This window comes from Actinokineospora sp. UTMC 2448 (assembly GCF_024760565.1).
GTDB classification, from domain to species: Bacteria; Actinomycetota; Actinomycetes; order Mycobacteriales; family Pseudonocardiaceae; genus Actinokineospora; species Actinokineospora fastidiosa.
On the sequence record NZ_CP031087.1, the window covers coordinates 670,263 to 690,096 of the forward strand.

General features: G+C 71.9%; 18 protein-coding genes, 1 tRNA gene and 1 riboswitch. Of the genes, 10 read left to right on the plus strand and 9 right to left on the minus strand.

Annotated elements, in window-relative coordinates; all coding sequences use genetic code 11:
• Positions 1-3: 3 nt before the first annotated feature.
• The 5 genes from Actkin_RS03295 to Actkin_RS03315 all read right to left on the minus strand — a co-directional run bounded on the left by Actkin_RS03295 (position 4) and on the right by Actkin_RS03315 (position 4,848).
• Positions 4-969, minus strand: a complete 966-nt coding sequence (locus Actkin_RS03295; RefSeq protein WP_189208476.1) for a 4-(cytidine 5'-diphospho)-2-C-methyl-D-erythritol kinase — start codon at positions 967-969, stop codon at positions 4-6.
• Between the two features lie 16 nt (positions 970-985).
• Complete coding sequence (locus tag Actkin_RS03300) at positions 986-1,993, minus strand: methionine ABC transporter ATP-binding protein (RefSeq protein WP_189208475.1); 1,008 nt, start codon at positions 1,991-1,993, stop codon at positions 986-988.
• A gap of 178 nt (positions 1,994-2,171) precedes the next feature.
• A riboswitch (SAM riboswitch) is annotated at positions 2,172-2,261 on the minus strand.
• A 116-nt stretch (positions 2,262-2,377) separates the two neighbouring features.
• On the minus strand, positions 2,378-3,208 hold the full coding sequence (gene rsmA, locus Actkin_RS03305; protein ID WP_258907843.1) for a 16S rRNA (adenine(1518)-N(6)/adenine(1519)-N(6))-dimethyltransferase RsmA: 831 nt from the start codon (positions 3,206-3,208) through the stop codon (positions 2,378-2,380).
• A 5-nt stretch (positions 3,209-3,213) separates the two neighbouring features.
• The gene (locus tag Actkin_RS03310; RefSeq protein ID WP_189209973.1) at positions 3,214-3,813 is read right to left on the minus strand and encodes a TetR/AcrR family transcriptional regulator; all 600 of its coding nucleotides are present in this window, start codon (positions 3,811-3,813) and stop codon (positions 3,214-3,216) included.
• Between the two features lie 108 nt (positions 3,814-3,921).
• On the minus strand, positions 3,922-4,848 hold the full coding sequence (locus tag Actkin_RS03315; protein ID WP_189208474.1) for an acyl-CoA desaturase: 927 nt from the start codon (positions 4,846-4,848) through the stop codon (positions 3,922-3,924).
• A 315-nt stretch (positions 4,849-5,163) separates the two neighbouring features.
• Here Actkin_RS03315 and Actkin_RS03320 point away from each other — a divergent pair.
• The 4 genes from Actkin_RS03320 (at position 5,164) to Actkin_RS03335 (ending at position 9,539) form a co-directional block, all read left to right on the plus strand.
• Positions 5,164-5,234: transfer RNA gene (locus Actkin_RS03320), tRNA-Gln, on the plus strand.
• A 43-nt stretch (positions 5,235-5,277) separates the two neighbouring features.
• The gene (locus Actkin_RS03325; protein ID WP_189208473.1) at positions 5,278-7,029 is read left to right on the plus strand and encodes a GGDEF domain-containing protein; all 1,752 of its coding nucleotides are present in this window, start codon (positions 5,278-5,280) and stop codon (positions 7,027-7,029) included.
• A gap of 78 nt (positions 7,030-7,107) precedes the next feature.
• Positions 7,108-8,562: a bifunctional UDP-N-acetylglucosamine diphosphorylase/glucosamine-1-phosphate N-acetyltransferase GlmU gene (glmU, locus tag Actkin_RS03330; protein ID WP_258905851.1), complete on the plus strand. Its 1,455-nt coding sequence runs from the start codon at positions 7,108-7,110 to the stop codon at positions 8,560-8,562.
• Entirely contained in the window at positions 8,559-9,539 is a 981-nt protein-coding gene (locus Actkin_RS03335; protein WP_189208471.1) for a ribose-phosphate diphosphokinase, read from the plus strand. Before glmU ends, Actkin_RS03335 begins: the two co-directional genes overlap by 4 nt.
• Here Actkin_RS03335 and Actkin_RS03340 read toward each other — a convergent pair.
• Positions 9,516-9,737 (minus strand): hypothetical protein, encoded by a 222-nt coding sequence (locus tag Actkin_RS03340; RefSeq protein ID WP_189208470.1) that lies wholly within the window; start codon positions 9,735-9,737, stop codon positions 9,516-9,518. The two genes, Actkin_RS03335 and Actkin_RS03340, sit on opposite strands and share 24 nt — an antisense overlap.
• 88 nt (positions 9,738-9,825) lie before the next feature.
• Here Actkin_RS03340 and Actkin_RS03345 point away from each other — a divergent pair, with 88 nt between their 5' ends.
• The 4 genes from Actkin_RS03345 to Actkin_RS03360 are packed head-to-tail and all read left to right on the plus strand — an operon-like array spanning position 9,826 to position 11,650.
• Positions 9,826-10,689, plus strand: coding sequence for a helix-turn-helix domain-containing protein (locus Actkin_RS03345; RefSeq protein WP_258905854.1), 864 nt, complete (start codon positions 9,826-9,828; stop codon positions 10,687-10,689).
• Positions 10,667-10,825: a DUF397 domain-containing protein gene (locus tag Actkin_RS03350; protein WP_258905855.1), complete on the plus strand. Its 159-nt coding sequence runs from the start codon at positions 10,667-10,669 to the stop codon at positions 10,823-10,825. The genes Actkin_RS03345 and Actkin_RS03350 overlap by 23 nt, the downstream gene beginning before the upstream one ends.
• 32 nt (positions 10,826-10,857) lie before the next feature.
• Entirely contained in the window at positions 10,858-11,346 is a 489-nt protein-coding gene (locus Actkin_RS03355) for a DUF6232 family protein (protein WP_258905856.1), read from the plus strand.
• A 4-nt stretch (positions 11,347-11,350) separates the two neighbouring features.
• Positions 11,351-11,650, plus strand: coding sequence for a hypothetical protein (locus Actkin_RS03360; protein WP_258905858.1), 300 nt, complete (start codon positions 11,351-11,353; stop codon positions 11,648-11,650).
• Here Actkin_RS03360 and Actkin_RS03365 read toward each other — a convergent pair.
• A complete protein-coding gene (locus tag Actkin_RS03365; RefSeq protein ID WP_258905859.1) occupies positions 11,647-12,408 on the minus strand; it encodes an enoyl-CoA hydratase/isomerase family protein in 762 nt (253 codons plus the stop codon). The genes Actkin_RS03360 and Actkin_RS03365 overlap by 4 nt on opposite strands.
• 76 nt (positions 12,409-12,484) lie before the next feature.
• Here Actkin_RS03365 and Actkin_RS03370 point away from each other — a divergent pair, with 76 nt between their 5' ends.
• Positions 12,485-13,666, plus strand: coding sequence for a PQQ-dependent sugar dehydrogenase (locus Actkin_RS03370; protein WP_258905861.1), 1,182 nt, complete (start codon positions 12,485-12,487; stop codon positions 13,664-13,666).
• On the opposite strand, the gene Actkin_RS03375 is transcribed toward Actkin_RS03370, so the two are convergent.
• Both Actkin_RS03375 and Actkin_RS03380 read right to left on the minus strand, forming a co-directional pair.
• Positions 13,644-14,516 carry a class I SAM-dependent methyltransferase gene (locus tag Actkin_RS03375; RefSeq protein WP_258905862.1) on the minus strand — a complete coding sequence of 291 codons (873 nt, stop codon included), beginning with the start codon at positions 14,514-14,516 and terminating at the stop codon, positions 13,644-13,646. The two genes, Actkin_RS03370 and Actkin_RS03375, sit on opposite strands and share 23 nt — an antisense overlap.
• Positions 14,517-14,526: 10 nt before the next feature.
• On the minus strand, positions 14,527-15,741 hold the full coding sequence (locus Actkin_RS03380) for an MFS transporter (protein WP_258905864.1): 1,215 nt from the start codon (positions 15,739-15,741) through the stop codon (positions 14,527-14,529).
• 197 nt (positions 15,742-15,938) lie between these two features.
• Here Actkin_RS03380 and mfd point away from each other — a divergent pair, with 197 nt between their 5' ends.
• The gene (mfd, locus tag Actkin_RS03385) at positions 15,939-19,520 is read left to right on the plus strand and encodes a transcription-repair coupling factor (RefSeq protein WP_258905865.1); all 3,582 of its coding nucleotides are present in this window, start codon (positions 15,939-15,941) and stop codon (positions 19,518-19,520) included.
• The last annotated feature ends 314 nt before the right edge of the window (positions 19,521-19,834 follow it).

Below are 19,834 nucleotides of genomic sequence, written 5' to 3' on the forward strand. Positions count from 1 at the left end.
TGATCAGGCGTGCACTTCCGGCGGCACCGGCCGGGGCGCGTCCTCGCCGCCGATCACCCGGGCGCCGGGCACCGGGCCGTGGGCCACGCGGACGGTGCGGCAGACGCCCGCGCCCGCCAGCTCGGCGGCCACGCGCAGCGCCGCCTGCTCGTCGGCGCACAGGAACGCGCAGGTGGGGCCGGAGCCGGACACCGTGCCCGCCAGCGCGCCCGCGTTCACCCCGGCGCGCAGCGTGCGGCGCAGGCCGGGCCGCAGGGACACCGCGGCGGCCTGGAGATCGTTCCCCAGCAGCAGGGCCAGCTGCCGGGGGTCGCCGGTCGCCAGCGCCTCCAGCACCGGCTCGACCGCGCCCGCCCGGGGCGGGGCGCCCTCCGCGCGCAGGCGGTCGAGCTCGCCGAACACCTTCGGGGTGGACAGGCCGCGGCGGTCGAAGGCCAGGACCCAGTGGTAGGTGTGCCGGGAGAGCACCGGCACCAGCTGCTCGCCGCGCCCGGTCCCCAACGCCGTCCCGCCGTACAGGGTGAACGGGACGTCGCTGCCGATGCGCGCGGCCAGCCGGGCCAGGTCGTCGCGGGTGACCTCCAGCCGCCAGAGCGCGGACAGGCCCACCAGCGTCGCCGCGGCGTCGGCGCTGCCGCCCGCCATCCCCCCGGCGACCGGGATGCCCTTGCGGATCACCACGCGCACGCGCGGCTCCTCCGGGTCGCGCCCGGAGAACCGCGCCAGCTCCTGCACCGCGCGCCACGCCAGGTTGGACGGGCCGGTCGGCACGGCGTCGGCGTTCTCGCCGACGACCTCCACGCCCGGCTCGTCCGCGACGGCCACGGTGACCTCGTCGGTCAGCGACAGCGCCTGGAAGACCGTCGTCAGGTCGTGGTACCCGTCCGGCCGCACGTCGCCCACCGCGAGGTGCAGGTTCACCTTGGACGGCACGCGAACGGTGACGGGATGCGGTACGACGGCGAGCACCCGACCAGCCTACGGGTCAGGCGGCGATGCCCTCCGGCCCCCGCACCGGACGCTTGACCACGCCGCCGCGCTCGCTGATCCAGGACAGCGTCGATTCCGCCTGCGGGCCGGACACCCCGAGCAGGAAGCGCGCGACCGGGGTTTCACCCACCCGGGTCAGCCCGCCGCCGATCACCGAGACGTCCGTGCCGAAGCGGCCGCTGGCCTCCGGCAGCAGCGCGCCGACCGCGGCGAAGCCGATCAGCACGACCTCGGCCGTGCGGTCGTGCGCGGCGCGCACGGACTCCGGGGTGTCGATCGCGGGCAGCAGCGCGTCGGCGATCGGGCTGCCCGGGTTCTGGATCAGCGACAGCAGCGAGCCGTTCGCCGCGACCCGGCCGCCGTCGAGCAGGGCGACGTCGTCGGCGATGCGCCGGGCGACACCGCCGTCGGAGGTCGTGACCAGCACGGTCGTGCCCAGCTCGCTGCGCGCGCGGTCCAGCACGGCCAGCACGCCAGCGGCGCCGTCGGCGTCGAGGCCCGCGGTCGGGTCGTCGGCCAGCAGCAGGCCGGGGTCGCCGATCAGGGCGCGGGCGATCTCGACCCGGGCGCGCTGGCCGGGGGTCAGGTCGGCGGGGGTGGCGCCCGCCCGCGCGGTCAGGCCGATCAGGTCCAGCAGCCTGCCGACGCGCTCGCGGCGCTGCGGGCCGTCGATGCCCGCCTGCTCCAGCGGCATCGCGATGTTGCCCGCCGCGGTGCGCTGCGGCAGCAGCTCGCCGTGGCCGACCACGCCGATGCGCCGGCGCGCGGCGCGCAGGCGGCGCTGGTCGAGCGCGGCGGTGTTGTAGCCCTCGACGCGGACGACGCCGCTGTCGGGCCGGTCCTGCAGGGAGACGAGCCGGGCGAGCGTCGACTTGCCCGACCCGGCGGCGCCCACGACCCCGGTGATGGCGCCGGGGGCGAGGTCGAGTGTGACGTCGTCGATGGCGACGACCTGGCCGGTGCCGGTCCAGAAGGTCTTGGTGGCGTTCTCAACGGTGATCATGACAGGGCTCCAGGCGCGCCCACGCGCCCCCAGGCGCGCGGGAAGAAGGGGTGTCCGAAGTGGATGAAGGCGACGGGCTACAGCTGGATCAGCTGGATACGCGCATTCGCCGACAGCCGGTCACGGTGCGCCTGCACTCGTCGATGACCCGCCTGCGGGTGAGAATCCCCATGTGGTTCCTCCATCGGTCCTGGCGGTAGCACCTGCCCGCGGTGGGTGGTTGCTGCGGCGTCACAGAGCCAGGTCTCTCGGCCGCTCCTGATGGATAGCTGACCCGAGTACACCCGATCGCCTGGTCGCCGCGCAACCCGCTTATGGCAGGTTCGGCCGTACCGTTCGCAACGTCACACTCTCGGAGTGCGGACCAGGACCCCGAACGGTCTACTACCGGCGGGTATGCGCGTGTTGAGCAATCCGCACGAAGTCGCCGACGGCCAGTTGCTCACCGCGCGCCCCGGGATCGACACCGGCGGCGACCAACGCCGCCTCGGCCCCGGCCGCCGACCCGGCCCAGCCCGCCAGCGCCGCCCGCAGCGTCTTGCGCCGCTGCGCGAAGGCCGCGTCGATCACCGCGAACACCGCGTCGCGGTCGGCGTCCGGCTGCTCGCGCCGCTCCAGCAGCACCAGCGCCGAGTCGACGTTGGGCACCGGCCAGAACACCGCCCTCGGCACGGTCGCCACCCGCCGGGCCGAGGCGTACCAGGCGATCTTCACGCTCGGCACCCCGTACACCCGCCCGCCCGGCCCGGCCGCCATCCGGTCGGCCACCTCGGCCTGCACCATGACGAGGACCCGCCGCAGCGTCGGCACGACGGCCAGCAGGTGCAGCACCACCGGGACGGCGACGTTGTACGGCAGGTTCGCCACCAAAGCCGTGGGCGCCAACGGAAGCGTGGACACCTTCATGGCGTCGTCGCACACCACGGTCAGCCGGTCGGCCAACTCCGGCGCGCGGTCCTCGACGGTCGCGGGCAGCCGCGCCGCCAGCACCGGGTCGATCTCCACCGCGACGACGGCGGCGCACGCGGGCAGCAGGGCCAGCGTCAGCGACCCGAGGCCCGGCCCGACCTCCAGCACGACGTCGTCGGGGGCGAGGTCGGCGGTGGCCACGATCCGCCGCACGGTGTTCGGGTCGTGGACGAAGTTCTGCCCCAGCTTCTTGGTCGGCCGCACGCCCAGCGACTCGGCCAGCGCCCGGATCTCCACCGGCCCCAGCAGGCTCACGACTTCTCCCGCAGTCCAGGCTTGCCCTCCAGGTTGGACAGCCCGTTCCAGGACAGGTTGACCAGGTGCGCGGTCACCTCGTCCTTCTTCGGCTTGCGCGCCTCCAGCCACCACTGGCCGGTCAGCGCCACCATGCCCACGAGCGCCTGCGAGTAGAGCGCGGCGAGCTTCGCGTCGTAGCCGCGCTTGCTGAACTGCACCCCGAGGATGTGCTCGACCTGGCTGGCGATGTCGTTCAACAGGCTGGAGAACGTCCCGGTGGACGTGGCCACCGGCGAGTCGCGGACGAGGATCCGGAAGCCGTCGGTGGAGCCCTCGATGTAGTCGAGCAGCGCCCTGGCCGCCCGCTCCAGCAGCAGCCGGGGGTGCGCGTCCTCCGACAGCGCCCGCGTCATGCCCGCCAGCAGCGACTGCATCTCCCGGTCCACCACGACGGCGTAGATCCCCTCTTTGCCGCCGAAGTGCTCGTACACGACGGGCTTGCTGACGTTGGCCCGGTGCGCGATCTCCTCGACCGACGCCGCCTCGAAGCCCTTCTCGGCGAACAGGGCGCGGGCCACGTCCAGCAGCTGCTCCCGACGTTCCCTGCCGCTCATGCGCACGCGAGCCACCGCGGACACCTCCGTTCCGGCGCCCGCGGCGCTGCGTCGCCGCCTCCCCGCCACCCGGGGGAGCCTAGTGCTCTCCCGGGTGGCGGGCCGCCGCTACTTCGCCGAGATCTTCTCCAGCCGCTGCGGGGTGGGCCAGCGCACGTCGGTGGCCCAGCCGAACTTCTCGAACAGCCAGATGAGCCGCGCCGAGGTGTCGATCTGGCCCTTGAGCACGCCGTGCCGGGCGCAGGTGGGGTCGGCGTGGTGCAGGTTGTGCCAGGACTCGCCGAAGCTCAGGATCGCCAGCGGCCAGAAGTTGGCGGCCTTGTCGCGGCTGGCGAAGGGCCGCTCGCCGATCATGTGGCAGATCGAGTTCGTCGACCAGGTGACGTGGTGCAGGATCGCGACGCGGACCAGGCCCGCCCAGAAGAACGCGGTGAACGCGCCCCACCACGACCAGGTCAGCAGGCCGCCGATGAGCGCGGGCAGGATCAGCGTCAGGCCGGTGAGCAGCGGGAACAGCTTGTTGATCCGGACGATGTCGCGGTCGGCCAGCAGGTCGGGCGCGAAGCGCTGCTTGTTGGTCACGCTGTGCTCGAACAGCCAGCCCATGTGGGCGTGCCAGAAGCCCTTGGCCAGGGCCACCGGCGAGGTGCCGAACAGCCAGGGCGAGTGCGGGTCGCCGTCGCGGTCGGAGAAGGCGTGGTGGCGGCGGTGGTCGGCCACCCAGGTGATGGGCGGGCTCTGCACGGCCATGCTGCCCATGACGGCCAGGACGATCTTCAGCGGCCGGTTGGCCTTGAACGAGCCGTGCGTGAACAGCCGGTGGTAGCCGACGGTGACGCCGAGTCCGGAGAAGTAGAAGAAGAACACCGCCAAGGCGACGTCCAGCCAGGTGAGGCCCCAGCCCCAGGCCAGTGGCACCGCCGCGATCAACGCCGCGAACGGCAGCAGGACGAACACGTACACCCCGATGCGGGTGGCCAGGTTCCGCTGCCCCTCGATCAACGGCTTCGGCCCCGCGCTGACGGTTGCTGTCATGGGTTCCCTCTCTTGCCGATCCACCTGCTAAGGGCAGGCTCACCTACGCCTCCGTAACCTTCGTTAGCGTAAGCGGAACGCCCTTTGCCCGACATATGGCATTCGGTGGTACCCGCCACCCGGACGACGCCAACCTCGCGGCCCGTCGGGACGCTCCGCGATCACCCGAACCGCCTGCGTGCACAGGGCCCACGATCATGTGACGCCGATAACACCCGATCGGACGCGAGAGTAGGCCAATCGCCCGGGTACTGGTGCTCCCCGATGGCGAACCATGCCACGATGGGGCCCGCGTACGAGCCCCGGTTCGTTCGATCCGCCGTGGTGTAATGGCAGCACCTTGGATTTTGGTTCCAATGGTTCAGGTTCGAATCCTGGCGGCGGAGCACGTTCAACCCCACCGACTCGCCAAGGGGTGCAGCGACGCACGTGGACGCCGAGCAGCGGGACGACGCAGACCTGCCCGCGTTGGAGGAGCGCTCCGACGCCTGGCTGGTGGGCCGTGCCCGGGAGCTGCTCGCGATCATCCAGACCTCCCCGGCCGCCGAGCGCCGCAGGCACACCGCCGAGGTCGACCGCCTGCTCGCCGAGGCCCAGCACCGGGGCGAGCCTCGCATGGTCGCGCAGCTGCTGCGCTCCGCCGTCGCGGTCCGGGTGGTCAACGCCGAGTTGGCCGACTCAGCCGAGCCGCTGCTCGACGAGATGCTCGCCCACACCCGCCGCCACGGCCTGGTCGTGCTGCAGGCCGACGCGCACGCGCTGCGCGGGCGCAGGCTGCTCATCGCCGGGGCCGAGGACGCCGCGCTCACCGAGGCCGCGGTCGCGCTGGCCATGCTGGACGAGGACATCACCCCCGACGTCATGCTCGGCGGCCGCACCTGGGACATGATCATGGCCTCGACGCTGCTGGACATCGGCAGCGTGCTCACCCAGCTGGGCGTCTACGAGGTCGCCGACCAGGTGATGACCCGCGCGCACAAGTGCATCCGCGCCTCCGCGGGCCCGCACCTGATCTCGGTCCACCTCATCAACCGCTGCCGCCTGCTCATCGGCTGGGGCCTGCGGCTGGAGCGCATCGGCGAGGACGAGCGCGCCGCCGAGCGGTTCGCCACCGCGGCCGCGATCGCCGTCGCCGTCGAGGCCCCGTTCCGCGAGTCGCTGTTCCCGCGCGACCCGAGCAGGCCCGCCGCCGACCAGAACCCGATCATCGGCTCGGCGCTGGCCCTGGCCCACCCCTCGGGCGTGCACGTCGAGCGGCTGACTGAGCTGATGGACTCCGTGCGCTACCCGCGCGAGCTGGTCATCGTGGCCATCGCGCTGGCCAGGTGCCTGGAGTACGAGGGCCACGAGGAGCGCGCCCTGGCCATCCTCGACGACGCCCGCTCGGCGATGTACCACGACGCCTCCGAGCCGACCCTGCGGCTGTGCCTGATCCGCGAGTACGCGCGCCTGTCCGGCCCGGACGGCGGCGAGCGCACGACCAGCGCCCTGGAGCACTACGCCTCCGAGCTGGAGGCCCAGCTCTGGGAGATGCGCGAGTCCCGGATCGCGACGCTGAACACCCGCCGCGAGCACGAGCGGCTGTCCCGCATGCACGGCGCGATCGCCCGGCAGGCCCTGCAGGACCCGCTGACCGGGCTGCCCAACCGCCGCGCGCTCGACGAGCGGCTGGAGGCGCTGGCGGGCAGCCCGAGCAACCACCCGCTGGCCATCGCCCTGGTCGACCTCGACGGGTTCAAGGGCGTCAACGACCGGCTGTCCCACGCCGAGGGCGACGACGTCCTGCGCGTGGTCGCGGCCACGATGCGCGACGCGCTGCGCGGCAGCGACATGGTCGCCCGCTACGGCGGCGACGAGTTCATCGTGCTGCTGCCCGGGGCGCCGCTGTCGGCGGCCGAGGCCGCGCTGCGCCGCGCGCTGACCGCCGTCGCCGAGCTGCCCCAGGAGCTGTCACACGGTGTGACGCTGTCCATAGGGGTGGTGGCGCTGCGCCCGCAGGAGACCGCGGTGCGCGCCCTCGCGCGCGCTGATGCCGCGATGTACCAGGCGAAGCGGCGCGGCGGCAACGACATCGTGGCCATCGTGGCCGGTGAGCCGGAGAGCGTCGTCGGGGACGCCGCGGGTGACACCGCGGGTGAACCGGCGGACGACCGGGCGTGGGCGCTGCCGGAGACCACGTAGGATCGTGTCCCGGCCGGAGTCGCGCCGGAGAACCGCTGACCCCGCGCCGTAGCCCCGCTCACGACGCTAGGGAGTGCGATGTCCGCAACCGCCCCGCTGACCGCTGTGGTGCTCGCCGCGGGGGAGGGCACAAGGATGCGCTCGGCGACCCCGAAGGTGCTGCATCCGGTCGGCGGACGGCCGCTGGTCGAGCACGCCGTCCGGGCCGCGGCCGGACTGGCGCCCGCGCACCTGGTCGTCGTCCTCGGCCACGGCCGCGACGCGGTCGCGGCGCATTTGTCCGCTTTCGACGGCGTGGACACCGCCGTGCAGGAGACCCAGGACGGCACGGGCCACGCGGTCGCCTGCGGCCTGGCCGTGCTGCCCTCGGGGCTGACCGGCACGGTGCTGGTGACCTATGGCGACGTCCCCCTGCTCGACACCGACACGCTCGCGGCGCTGCTGGCCGTACACTCCGAGCAGGGCAACGCCGTCACTGTCCTCACGGCGTCCGTCGAGGACCCGACCGGCTACGGCCGCATCGTCCGCTCATCGGATGGGTCGGTGCGCGCGATCGTCGAGCACAAGGACGCCACCGACGAGCAGAAGGCGATCACGGAGATCAACTCCGGGGTGTACGCCTTCGACGCGAAGGTCCTCGTCGACGGCCTCTCCCGGCTCTCGACGGACAACTCGCAGGGCGAGATGTACCTGACCGACGTGCTCGGCATCGCCAGCGGCGACGGCCGCCGGGTCGGCGCGGTCGTGTGCGGCGACCCGTGGCTGGTCGAGGGCGTGAACGACCGCGTGCAGCTCGCGCGGCTGGGCGCGGAGCTGAACCGGCGCACGGTCGAGCGGTGGATGCGCGCGGGCGTGACGGTCATCGACCCGAACACGACGTGGATCGACCAGGACGTCGAGCTGGCCCGCGACGTGGTGATCGAGCCCAACGTGCAGCTGCGCGGCGCGACGACCGTCGGCGAGGGCGCGCTCATCGGCCCGGACACGACGCTGACGGACGTGGTCGTCGGCGCGGGCGCGGAGGTCTGCCGCTGCCACGGGTCCAGGTCGGAGATCGGTCCTAACGCGAGCGTCGGCCCGTTCGCCTTCCTGCGCCCGGGCACGAAGCTGGGCGCGGACGGCAAGATCGGCACGTTCGTCGAGGTGAAGAACTCCGAGATCGGCACCGGGTCGAAGGTCCCGCATCTGTCCTATGTGGGCGACGCGACGATCGGTGAGCACTCCAACATCGGCGCGGCGAGCGTGTTCGTGAACTACGACGGGGTGAAGAAGCACCGCACCGTCGTCGGATCGCACGTGCGCATGGGGTCGGACAACATGTACGTCGCGCCGGTCACCATCGGCGACGGCGCGTACAGCGGTGCGGGCACGGTCCTGCGGCGGAACGTGCCGCCGGGCGCGCTGGCCGTCAGCGGGGGCCCGCAGCGCAATATCGATAACTGGGTCCTGCGCATGAGGCCCGGGACGGCCGCCGCCGAGGCGGCCGAGCGGGCGCAGGCCGGGCGGCAGGACGAGAGCGAGGGACAGTCATGAACGCGAAGTCGGGGACTCCCAAGAAGAGCCTGATGCTGTTCTCCGGGCGCGCGCACCCGGAGCTCGCGGAGGAGGTGGCCAAGCACCTCAATGTGACGATCACCCCGCAGTCGGCCTACGACTTCGCCAGCGGCGAGGTGTTCGTCCGGTTCGAGGAGTCCGTCCGGGGCTGCGACGCCTTCGTGATGCAGAGCCACACGGCCCCGATCAACAAGTGGGTCATGGAGCAGCTGCTCATGGTCGACGCGCTGAAGCGCGCGTCGGCGAAGCGCATCACGGTGATCATGCCGTTCTATCCCTATGCCCGGCAGGACAAGAAGCACAAGGGCCGCGAGCCGATCTCCGCGCGGCTCATCGCCGACCTGTTCAAGACAGCGGGCGCGGACCGGATCATGACGGTGGATCTGCACACCGCGCAGATCCAGGGCTTCTTCGACGGCCCGGTGGACCACCTGTTCGCCCAGACGCTGCTGGCCAGGTACATGCGGGAGAACTACCCGGCCGACAACATCACGGTGGTCTCGCCGGACGCGGGCCGCACGAAGCTGGCGGAGAAGTGGGCCAACGAGCTGGGCGGCACGCCCATCGCGTTCATCCACAAGACCCGCGACCCGCTGCGCCCCAACGAGGTCGTGGCGAACCGCGTGGTGGGCGAGGTCAAGGGCAGGCTGTGCGTGGTGATCGACGACATGGTCGACACCGGCGGCACCATCGCCAAGGCGGTCACGCAGTTGCTCGACGAGGGCGCGGCCGACGTGGTGATGGCCGCGACCCACGGCATCCTGTCGGGCCCGGCCCGCGAGCGCCTGTCGGAGTGCGGGGCGCGGGAGGTCATCTTCACGAACACGCTGCCGATCCCGGAGGAGAAGCGCTTCCCCGGGATGACGGTGCTGTCGATCGCGCCGCTGCTGGCCAGGGCCATCCAGCAGGTCTTCGAGGACGGCTCGGTGACGTCACTGTTCGACGGCGACGCCTGAGTCCGGCGGCAGTTCCGCGATCGCCCGCCCGGCCACCTCGGCCAGGCGGGCGATCGCCGTCGCGGGCATGATCAGCTCGATGCCGTCGGTGAGATCGCCGATGAGCAGGGCGACGTCGAGTTCGCCGTTGATGTGGTAGCTGATGGCGCAGTCCTCGGCGACCGCCGCCCAGACCGTCATGTTCACTGCGTCGCGCATCGATTCCCTCACTCTGCGTTGGTAGTGTGAGGTTCTGGCATCCCGTCCCCGCAGGCCATCCAGATGATCTAGAGACAACAGGTGGGCCATGGCCAAGACCCCCAAGGCGGTCGCGCTCGGCAGCGCGCTGCGCCAAGCGCGGCAGGACAAGGGACTGAAGCTGCGCGACTTCGCCCTGCACATCAGCCGCGATCCGGCGATGTTGTCGCGCTGGGAGAACGGCGAGCGTTCACCCAAGCCGGAACAGGCTGCACGCATCCTCGCACTGCTGGGCGTAACCGGCCAGCGGTACGACGAGGTGATGAGTCTCGTCTACGGCACCTCCGAACCCCATTGGGTCGCCACCACTCTTCCCGAACGCCGCCAACAGATGGCCGCGTACATGGACTATGAGCAGAAGGCCACCTCCATCGTCGAGGTCGCCCCGCTCCTGATCCCCGGCCTGTTGCAGACCCCTGACTACATTCGGTCGATCATGTCCGTCGGCGGGACGGTTCCCGAAGCCGAGATCCCCTCTCGGGTCGCCGACCGCCTCGCCCGCCAGGCCGCGCTCACCCGCAATCGACCCGCCCAACTCCTCGCCCTCATCGGCCAAGCCGCTCTCAGCCAGCCGCTCGGCGGACCGGCGGTGATGGCCCACCAACTTCGCCACCTGCTTGAGATGGCTCAGCTCCCCAACGTCGATCTGCGGGTCGTGCCCTTCGGCACGGTGTGGAATCCCTCGATCGAAGGTGCCTTCGCGCTCATGGAGTCCGACCATTCCGCCTCGTCGGTCTTCATCGAGACCCGAAAGACCATGCTGTGGCTGCACCAGCATGAGGACGTCAAGGAATACAAGCGAGCTGTCAACCTCGTGGTCGGTGCGGCAATGAGCCGAGCCGAATCCATGGTGCACATTGCCAAGCTGGTGAAGAGGATGGAGCAGGTCGATGCCCCAGACAAGATGGCGTAGGTCCAGCCGCAGTCAGAACGGTGCCAACTGTGTCGAGGTGTCCCCCGGCGCCATCCGGGACTCCAAGAACCCCGGCCCCACCCTTACCGCCGACATCCCCGCCCTCATCGCCGCCGTCAAGCGTTTCCAACCCTGAAACACCCCGCCCGCGCTGACGATCACCAGCACATGGCGAACCGGCGCGGGGTCATCGAGATCGCGGTGCGGGAGCGGTTCCTGTGGGTCGGCGAGGAGGCTTACCCGCTGCACAACATCGCACGGGTCTGGTCGACGCCCGTCAGACCCGACGTGCGGCGGGCGCTCGGGCGCTTCCTCGCGACCTGCGCGTTCGGCGTGCTCGTGGGGATGGCGGGCGCGTACCTCAGCGGCATGTCCGCGATGGGCGGGGCGCTGTTCCTCATCGTGGCCTTCGTCGGGCTCCTCGTCCTGATCATCACGCTGGCCCGCCGCACCCGGTACGGGCTGATCGTGGAGACCACGGGCCCGCCGTACGCGCTCATCGTCAGCCGGGACGAGGCCCAGGTCGGCGGCCTGGTCAAACAGATCGCGCACGCGATCAACAACCCGCAGGCCGAGTTCCACTACGTCATCGAGAACCTGCACTTCGGCGACAACATCACCCAGATCGGGGACCGCAACTCCGTCCACAAGAGGTGACCGCGTGACCATGCACTTCGGCGACAACATCAACCAGATCGGCGACCACAACTCCGTCATCAAGCACCAGGGCGGCGGCGACCTGCTCACCGTGATGGAGGCGTTCCGCGCCCGGGTCCCGGCCGCCGACCGCGAGTCCGTCGACAGCTCCCTCGCCGTGCTGCGTGAGCACGGCCTCGCCGACGAACCCGCCCGCCAGGCGCTGCGCACGATCGCCGGGGTCGCCGCGATGCTCGGGGACACCCCCGTCATCGACGCCATCCGCTCGGCGACGGAGACGCTGGGCAGGCTTCGGGACGGTTAGAACCTCGGCTGCCGCTTCTCCAGGAACGCCGCCACGCCCTCGGCGTAGTCCGCGCTGGTGACCGAGCCCTCGTACAGAGCGTGCACGGCCTCGTCCTCCGTCGTCTGGCCGTCGATGATCCGGCCGACGATCGTCTTCGCGCCGCGGATGGTCACCTGCGAACGCGACGCCATCAGCTCGGCGAGGTCGCGGGCGCGCTTCGCGAGGGCGTCGGCCGGGTGCAGCTCGTTGACCAGGCCGATGCGCAGCGCGGTGGGGGCGTCGATGATCTCGCCGGTGTAGAGGATCTGCTTGGCCCACGACGGGCCCACCACGTCGACCAACTGCTTCGTCGACGGCAGGCTGAACACGATCCCCAGCTTCGACGGGGTGATCCCGAACCGCGCGTCGTCGGCGGACAGGCGCAGGTCGCAGGCCAGGGCCAGTTCGCAGCCGCCGCCGATGCAGAAGCCGGTGATCGCGGCGATGGTCGGCTTCGGCAGCTCGGCCAGCGCCGTCGTCGCCGCGTGGATGGCGACCTGGTAGCGGCGCGCGCCCTCGGCGTCGCGGCGCAGGTCCTGGAACTCGCCGATGTCCGCGCCAGCGGAGAAGTTCTCGCCGCCGCGGATGACCAGCGCGCGCACCGCGGGGTCCGCGGCCACCTCGGCGGCGAACGACGGGATCGCCGACCACATCTCGTAGTTCAACGCGTTGCGCTTGGCCGGGCGGTCGATGGTCAGCGTCGCCACTGGGCCGTCGGTGGAGAGGACGAGGTGCACGCCGGTCACCGTAACCGCGATTCACACCCGGCGGCGCGAGACGGCGGCCACACAGCGGGCTGGCCATACTGGCCGCATGCGCGCCTTTATTGCGGTGTCCGCCCTGGTCGCGACGGCCTGCACGTCGGCGGCCGAGACCGGCAGGGTGCCGTCTGGGGCGACCGCGGTCGTCCCGACGCAGGCGCCCGCGCCCCGGCTGGTGGTCGAGGAGGTCGCGGGCGGGCTCACCCACGGCTGGGACATCGGCTTCCTGCCGGACGGCAAGGTGCTGGTGACCCAGCGGACGGGCGAGATCGCGCTGCTGTCGTCCGCGCAGGCGGGCGCGACCGTGACCCGGCTCAAGGCCGACACCACCTCCGTCATGGTGCGCGGCGAGGGCGGGCTCATGGGCATGGTCGTGCACCCGGACTTCGCCGAGACGCGCGAGTTCACCACCTGCCAGACGCACACCGAGAACGGCGAGCCGCACGACATCCGGCTGGTCACGTGGCGGCTCACCGAGGACGAGACCACCGCGACCCGCGTGCGCGAGCTGGTCACCGGCCTGCCGATCGCCGCGTCGGGCCGCCACTCCGGCTGCCGTCCGACGATCGCCGCCGACGGCGCGCTGCTCGTCGGCACCGGCGACACCGCGCGCGGCGAGGTCCCGCAGGACCTGAACAGCCTCGGCGGCAAGGTCCTGCGCGTCGACCTCAGGACCGGTGAGCCGCTGCCGGACAACCCGATCGCCGGGTCGCGGGTCTACACCTACGGCCACCGCAACGTCCAGGGCGTCGCCGTGCGGCCGGGCAGCGGGCAGGTGTTCACCGCCGAGCACGGGCCGGACAAGAACGACGAGATCAACCTGCTGGTCGCGGGCGCGAACTACGGCTGGGACCCGTCGCAGGGCGGCACCGTCCCCGGCTACGACGAGGACGTCCCGATGACCGACCTGGAGCGCTTCCCCGACGCGGTCCCGGCGAAGTGGGAGTCCGGCGAGACCACCGAGGCCATCTGCGCGGTCGCCTTCCTCGACGGCGACCAGTGGGGCGACCTCGACGGCGCCCTGGTCGCCACCGCCCTGCGCGGCGCCAAGCTGATGATCTTCACCCTCGACGTCGACGGCGCGGTCACCTCGGTGGCCATCCCCGACGAGTTCCACGACACCTTCGGCCGCCTCCGCGCCGCCCGCACCGGCCCCGACGGCGCGCTCTACGTGACGACGTCCAACGGGGAGAACGACAAGCTGCTGCGGATCACGCCCGGAAGTGCCAGATGAGCAGCGCGCCTGCCCCGGCGTTGGCGGCTCGGGCGGCCTCGGGCACGAGGTCGGCCAGGCACCACGGCCACACCTCCCACGGCCCCAGCTCGCTCGCCTTCGCGCGCTCGCTCGCGGGCACGACCACCTCCTCGCACCGCAACGGCCGCAACCCGACCGCCAGCGCCGCGCGCAGGTAGGCCCCCACGGAGTGGCGGTAGGTGGCCAACCGCGCGGGCTGGCCGTCCGGGCCGCGCAGGGAGGGAATCGATCCGCGCGCGATCGCGTCGGGGTGCATGTCGGCGATCACCACGTTCCCGCCCGGCCGCAGGACCCTGGCGAACTCGGCGAACACCGGCCCCAGGTCCGGCGCGTGCGCGAGCGCGAGCCCGCTGACGACGAGATCCGTGCTCGCGTCCCCGACCGGCAGCTCCCGCAGGTCCCCGACCAGGAACTCCGCGCCCGGCACCCGCTCGCGCGCCTTGTCCAGCATCTCCGGCGAACTGTCGACGCCGACGACCCGGTGCCCCCGCTCGACCAACAGCCGCGCATACCGCCCGGTCCCGCACGCGGCGTCCAACGCGTCGCCGGCGGGCAGCCCGTCCAGGATCTCCTTGACGACCGGCTCATCGAGGTCGAAGGCGCCGTTGCCTGGCTGGTCGTAGGTGGCCGACCAGAGCCGATACCCGTCGACCGTGCTGATCCGCTCGACCTCAACGCCCGCCTCGGCGAGCGATCTGTCGTCCAGCAACCTGCGCACCTCGGCGATCCGCGCCTCGACGAAGTCCCGGTCGTGCTCACCGATGAAGGCCCGCATCAAGGCGGCCCCCTCAAGGCCGAGAAGGTAGGCCAACGGGTGCTCGTAGATCACTGGGCCGAGGCTAGCGACGATCGTCGGGGGCAGTCACCCGGTTTTCTGGCAGCACTGTCCTCAGTGGAGCAATGCAGATCGTCGCGAGCAGGGCGCCCGCGCCCGCGATCCACAGCGTCGGCCGGTAGCCGAGCATGGCCACGCACACGCCGCCCGCGAGGCTGCCGATCGGGGCGGGGCCCCAGAACAGGACGGTCATGGTGGCGTTCACGCGGCCGAGGAGGTTCGGTGGTGTGCGGGCCTGTTGCAGGGTCGACTGCACCACGGTCACCACGACCACGCTGAAGCTCGCCAGCAGACCGCCCGCCACCTGGAAGCCGAGGCGCCACCCCGGGTCCGTCAGCGGAAAGAGCAGGTAGGCCAGGCCCTCCACGATCACGCCCGCGACAAGCAGTCGCCGGTAGCCCAGCCTGGCCGCCAGTCGGGGCACGGCGAACGAGCCCGCCACCGCCCCCACCAGTCCGACGCTGCCGAGCAACCCGATCAACCCCGGTGACAGGCCGAGCCCGTCGGCCAGGAACACGATCATCACGGCGAGGTTCATGTTCAGGAACAGCGACAGCACCGCCGAGTGCAGCCCGATCGCGCGCAGGACCGGGTCGGCCCACACCGCCCGCGCGCCCTCGGCGACCTCCCGCCGCAGTCTGCGCCGCCGGGACGGCCTCACCGGCTCGACTGTCCGGATCGACCGCAGCCACAGTGCCGACCACAGGTAGGTCAGCGCGTCCGCCAAGACCGCGACCGGCGCTCCCACCCGCTGCACGACGAGCCCGCCGAGACCGGGCGCGACCAGCGCGGCCACCGACTGGTTGCGCTTCAACGCCGCGTTGCCGCGCACCAGGTCGTCGGTCACCCGGGGCAGGTAGGTCGCCGCGGCCACGTCGAAGAAGACCGTCAGCAGCCCTGCGACGAAGACCGCGGTGAGCACGTGCGCCAGCGTCAGCACGTCCAACGCCGCCGCCAACGGAATCGATGCGTAGACCGCGAACCTGCCGAGATCGGCCACGACCATCACCGGCCTGCACCGCAACCGGTCGACCCACACGCCCACCTGCAGCCCGAACAGCAGATACGCCATCGTCTGCGCCGTCTTGACCAGCGTCGCCTCGAACGGTGTCGCCCCTATGGCCAGGATCACCAGCAACGGCACCGCGAGGTGCCCGATCCGGCTCCCCACCTGGCTCACCGCGTCCGCCGCCCAGAGTCGCCGGAAGTCCCCAGCCATGATCGGACTGTACCTGAGTCTGCAAGGCTCAACTTTCTGGCGCGAAACCAGCGCAGGCGGGCTCGACACGCCGAAAACCCGCGCGAGGGCGTCGGGCCCGGACGCGTAGGCTGGAATGAGAACCCCTTCCGGTGGCTTCAGGTCCCGGGCAGGGGTCTGTCCGCGTTCGTGCACATCGCGTCGAAAAGGGACCAAGCGTGGCGAAGGCTCCGTTGAACGGGCTGCTCGAGACTGTTCTCCAAGACCCCTCCCTCACCGCCGTCGTGGAGGCGGCCGGGGCGGGGAGCCTGGCGCTGGACGGGCCGGTGGCCGCGCGGCCGCTCGTCGTCGCGGCGCTGGCCGGGGCGGGGAAGGCCGTGCTCGCCGTCACCGCGACCGGGCGGGAGGCCGACGACCTCACCGCCGTCCTCGGCGACCTGATCGGGCGCGAGAAGGTCGCCAACCTCCCCTCGTGGGAGACGCTGCCGCACGAGCGGCTGTCCCCGCGCGCGGACACCGTCGGCGGGCGGTTGGCGATCCTGCGCAGGCTCGCCCACCCCGAGGAGCACCCCGACGGCCCGCTGCTGGTCGTCGTGGCGACCGTGCGCAGCCTGATCCAGCCGATGGCGCCCGGCCTGGGCGAGCTGCGGCCGGTGATCCTCACCGTCAACGCCGAGTCCGACTTCGAGCAGACCATCGCCCGCCTCGCCGACCTCGCCTACGCCCGCGTCGACATGGTCGAGAAGCGCGGCGAGTTCGCCGTGCGCGGCGGCATCGTCGACCTGTTCCCGCCGACCGCCGAGCATCCCGTGCGGGTCGAGTTCTGGGGTGACGAGGTCACCGAGATCCGGCCGTTCTCCGTGGCCGACCAGCGGTCGCTGCCCGGCGAGCTGGCCAGCGTCACCGCGCCGCCCTGCCGCGAGCTGCTGCTCACCGACGCCGTCCGGTCGCGCGCCGCCGAGCTGGCCAAGCACCACGAGGCCGACGCGCACCTGCACGAGATGCTGACCAAGCTCGCCGAGGGCATCCCCACCGAGGGCATGGAGGCGCTGATCCCCGCGCTGCTCCCCGGCGAGATGCAGCTGCTCACCGACGTCCTGCCCGACGGCGCGCACGTCCTGCTCAACGACCCGGAGAAGATCCGCACCCGGGCCCACGACCTCGTCCGCACCGGCCAGGAGTTCCTGGAGGCCTCCTGGATGGCCGCCGCGGGCGGCGGCAAGGCCCCGATCGACCTCGGCGCGTCGGCCTACCGCGACCTCAACGACATCGCCGCGCACGCCCGCGACACCGGCCACCCGTGGTGGACGCTCAGCCAGCTGACCGGCGGCGACGCCCACCACATCGACATCCGGCCGGTCGACTCCTACCGAGGCGACGTCACCCGCGCCTTCGCCGACCTGCGCGCGCACACCGCCGCGGGCGGGGCCGCGGTGCTGGTCGTGCCCGGACACGGCACCGCCCAGCGCGCCGTCGAGCAGCTCGCCGAGGCCGAGGTGCCCGCCACCTTCGCCGAGGACGGCCTGACCGAGGAGCCAGCGAAGGGCCTGGTCACCGTCGTGCAGGGCTGCCTCGACGACGGCTTCATCGCCGCCGGTCGGGCGCTGGCCGTGCTCACCGAGGCCGACGTCACCGGCGGCAGGCACGGCACGTCCACCCGGGACATGTCGGTCAAGATGCCGTCGCGGCGGCGCAACGCCGTCGACCCGCTGGCGCTCAAGCCGGGCGACTACGTCGTGCACGAGCAGCACGGCATCGGCCGCTACGTCGAGATGGTGCAGCGCGCGGTCAAGGACGCCGCCGGGGGTTCGGTCACCCGCGAGTACCTGGTCCTGGAGTACGCCAGCGCCAAGCGCGGCCAGCCCGGCGACCGGCTGTTCGTCCCCACCGACCAGCTCGACGAGGTCTCCCGCTACGTCGGCGGCGAGCTGCCCACGCTGAACAAGCTCGGCGGGTCGGACTGGAAGAACACCAAGGCCAAGGCGCGCAAGGCGGTCAAGCAGATCGCCGCCGAACTGGTCCAGCTCTACGCCGCGCGCCAGGCCGCGCCCGGGCACGCCTTCGGCGCGGACACGCCGTGGCAGCGCGAGCTGGAGGACGCCTTCCCGTTCACCGAGACCATCGACCAGATGGCCGCGATCGACGAGGTCAAGGCCGACATGATGCGCCCGGTGCCGATGGACAGGGTGATCTGCGGCGACGTCGGCTACGGCAAGACCGAGATCGCGGTGCGCGCGGCGTTCAAGGCCGTGCAGGACGGCAAGCAGGTCGCGGTGCTCGTGCCCACGACGCTGCTCGCCCAGCAGCACCTGAACACCTTCGCCGGGCGCATGCACTCGTTCCCGGTGACGGTCAAGGGCCTGTCCCGCTTCACCGACCCGATGGAGTCCGAGGCGACGGTCGCCGGATTGGCCGACGGCTCGGTCGACATCGTCATCGGCACGCACCGGCTCCTGCAGACCGGACTGCGGTACAAGGACCTGGGTCTGGTCATCGTCGACGAGGAGCAGCGCTTCGGCGTCGAGCACAAGGAGCACATCAAGGCGCTGCGCACGCACGTCGACGTGCTGACGATGTCGGCGACGCCGATCCCGCGCACGCTGGAGATGTCGCTGGCGGGCATCCGGGAGATGTCGACCATCCTCACCCCGCCGGAGGACCGCCACCCGATCCTGACCTACGTCGGCGCGTACGACGACAAGCAGGTGGCCGCCGCCATCCGGCGCGAGCTGCTGCGCGACGGCCAGGTGTTCTACGTGCACAACCGGGTGTCGTCGATCGAGAAGGCCGCGCGCAGGCTGCGCGAGCTGGTCCCGGAGGCGCGGATCGTCACCGCGCACGGCCAGATGAACGAGGACCGGCTGGAGAAGATCATCCAGGGGTTCTGGGAGCGCGAGCACGACGTGCTCGTGTGCACGACGATCGTCGAGACCGGGTTGGACATCTCCAACGCGAACACGCTGATCGTCGAGCGCGGGGACATGCTGGGCCTGGCCCAGCTGCACCAGCTGCGCGGCCGGGTCGGGCGCGGGCGCGAGCGCGGGTACGCGTACTTCCTGTACCCGCCGGAGGCGCCGCTGACCGAGACCGCGCACGACCGGCTGGCCACCATCGCCCAGAACACCGAGCTGGGCGCGGGCATGGCGGTGGCCATGAAGGACCTGGAGATCCGCGGCGCTGGCAACATCCTGGGCGCCGAGCAGTCCGGCCACATCGCGGGCGTCGGCTTCGACCTGTACGTGCGCCTGGTCGGCGAGGCGGTCGAGGCGTTCCGCAAGCACGCGGGCGCACCGGGAGCCGAGGACGAGGACGAGCTGGCCGAGGTCCGCGTCGACCTGCCGATCGACGCTCATCTGCCACACGACTACGTCCCCGGCGAACGCCTGCGGCTGGAGGCCTACCGCAAGATCGCCGCGGCCGTGGACGAGGACGGCCTGGCCGCGGTCCGCGAGGAACTGGTGGACCGCTACGGCGAGCCGCCGGTCCCGGTGGACAACCTGCTGGCCGTCGCCCGCTTCCGCCAGCTGTGCCGCAAGCACGGCGTCACCGAGGTCGTCACCCAGGGCAACACCATCCGCTTCGCCCCGATGCCCCTGCGCGACTCCCAGATGATCCGCCTCAAGCGCCTGTACCCGAAGGCCGTCCACAAGGCCGTCACCGACACGGTCTCGGTGCCCCGCCCGACCGAAGGCGCCGCAGGCGGTCGCCTGGGCGCCCCCGTCCTCCGCGACCGCGACCTGCTCGACTGGTGCGCCAGGTTCCTGGAGTCCCTGGCCGCCACCCCGGCCCCGGTGGGGTGATGGCGGTGGACCTGCCGAGGGCGGAGGAACTGCTGCGCGGACTGATCGGGGCCGAGATCTAGACCGCGATCGGGCGGCCGAACAAAATCCTGGCGGTGGAGGGCGACGTCGTGCTGGTCGGCACCGGCGCTCGCCGCGGGGGCAGCCGGTGCCCGTCGCCTGGGTGCAGAACGGTCTCGACCTGCTCGCTGAGTCAGGGTCGGTCGCGGTCACGGTCGACCTCCTCGGCCACCGGAGCGCCTTCGTGGCGCGGTGCTCGCGACGCTGCCCGGCGCACGGTTCTTCGGCCCGCCCTACGAGGTGACCCTGGCCCC

Excerpts from the sequence above, each read along its gene's own strand:
- Actkin_RS03380 (WP_258905864.1), bottom strand. The coding sequence starts at position 15,741 with ATGGCTGGGGACTTCCGGCGACTCTGGGCGGCGGACGCGGTGAGCCAG.
- Actkin_RS03300 (WP_189208475.1), bottom strand. The coding sequence starts at position 1,993 with ATGATCACCGTTGAGAACGCCACCAAGACCTTCTGGACCGGCACCGGC.
- glmU (WP_258905851.1), top strand. The coding sequence starts at position 7,108 with ATGTCCGCAACCGCCCCGCTGACCGCTGTGGTGCTCGCCGCGGGGGAG.
- Actkin_RS03340 (WP_189208470.1), bottom strand. The coding sequence starts at position 9,737 with ATGCGCGACGCAGTGAACATGACGGTCTGGGCGGCGGTCGCCGAGGAC.
- Actkin_RS03370 (WP_258905861.1), top strand. The coding sequence starts at position 12,485 with ATGCGCGCCTTTATTGCGGTGTCCGCCCTGGTCGCGACGGCCTGCACG.
- Actkin_RS03315 (WP_189208474.1), bottom strand. The coding sequence starts at position 4,848 with ATGACAGCAACCGTCAGCGCGGGGCCGAAGCCGTTGATCGAGGGGCAG.
- Actkin_RS03345 (WP_258905854.1), top strand. The coding sequence starts at position 9,826 with ATGGCCAAGACCCCCAAGGCGGTCGCGCTCGGCAGCGCGCTGCGCCAA.
- Actkin_RS03350 (WP_258905855.1), top strand. The coding sequence starts at position 10,667 with ATGCCCCAGACAAGATGGCGTAGGTCCAGCCGCAGTCAGAACGGTGCC.
- Actkin_RS03310 (WP_189209973.1), bottom strand. The coding sequence starts at position 3,813 with ATGAGCGGCAGGGAACGTCGGGAGCAGCTGCTGGACGTGGCCCGCGCC.
- Actkin_RS03355 (WP_258905856.1), top strand. The coding sequence starts at position 10,858 with ATGGCGAACCGGCGCGGGGTCATCGAGATCGCGGTGCGGGAGCGGTTC.
- Actkin_RS03335 (WP_189208471.1), top strand. The coding sequence starts at position 8,559 with ATGAACGCGAAGTCGGGGACTCCCAAGAAGAGCCTGATGCTGTTCTCC.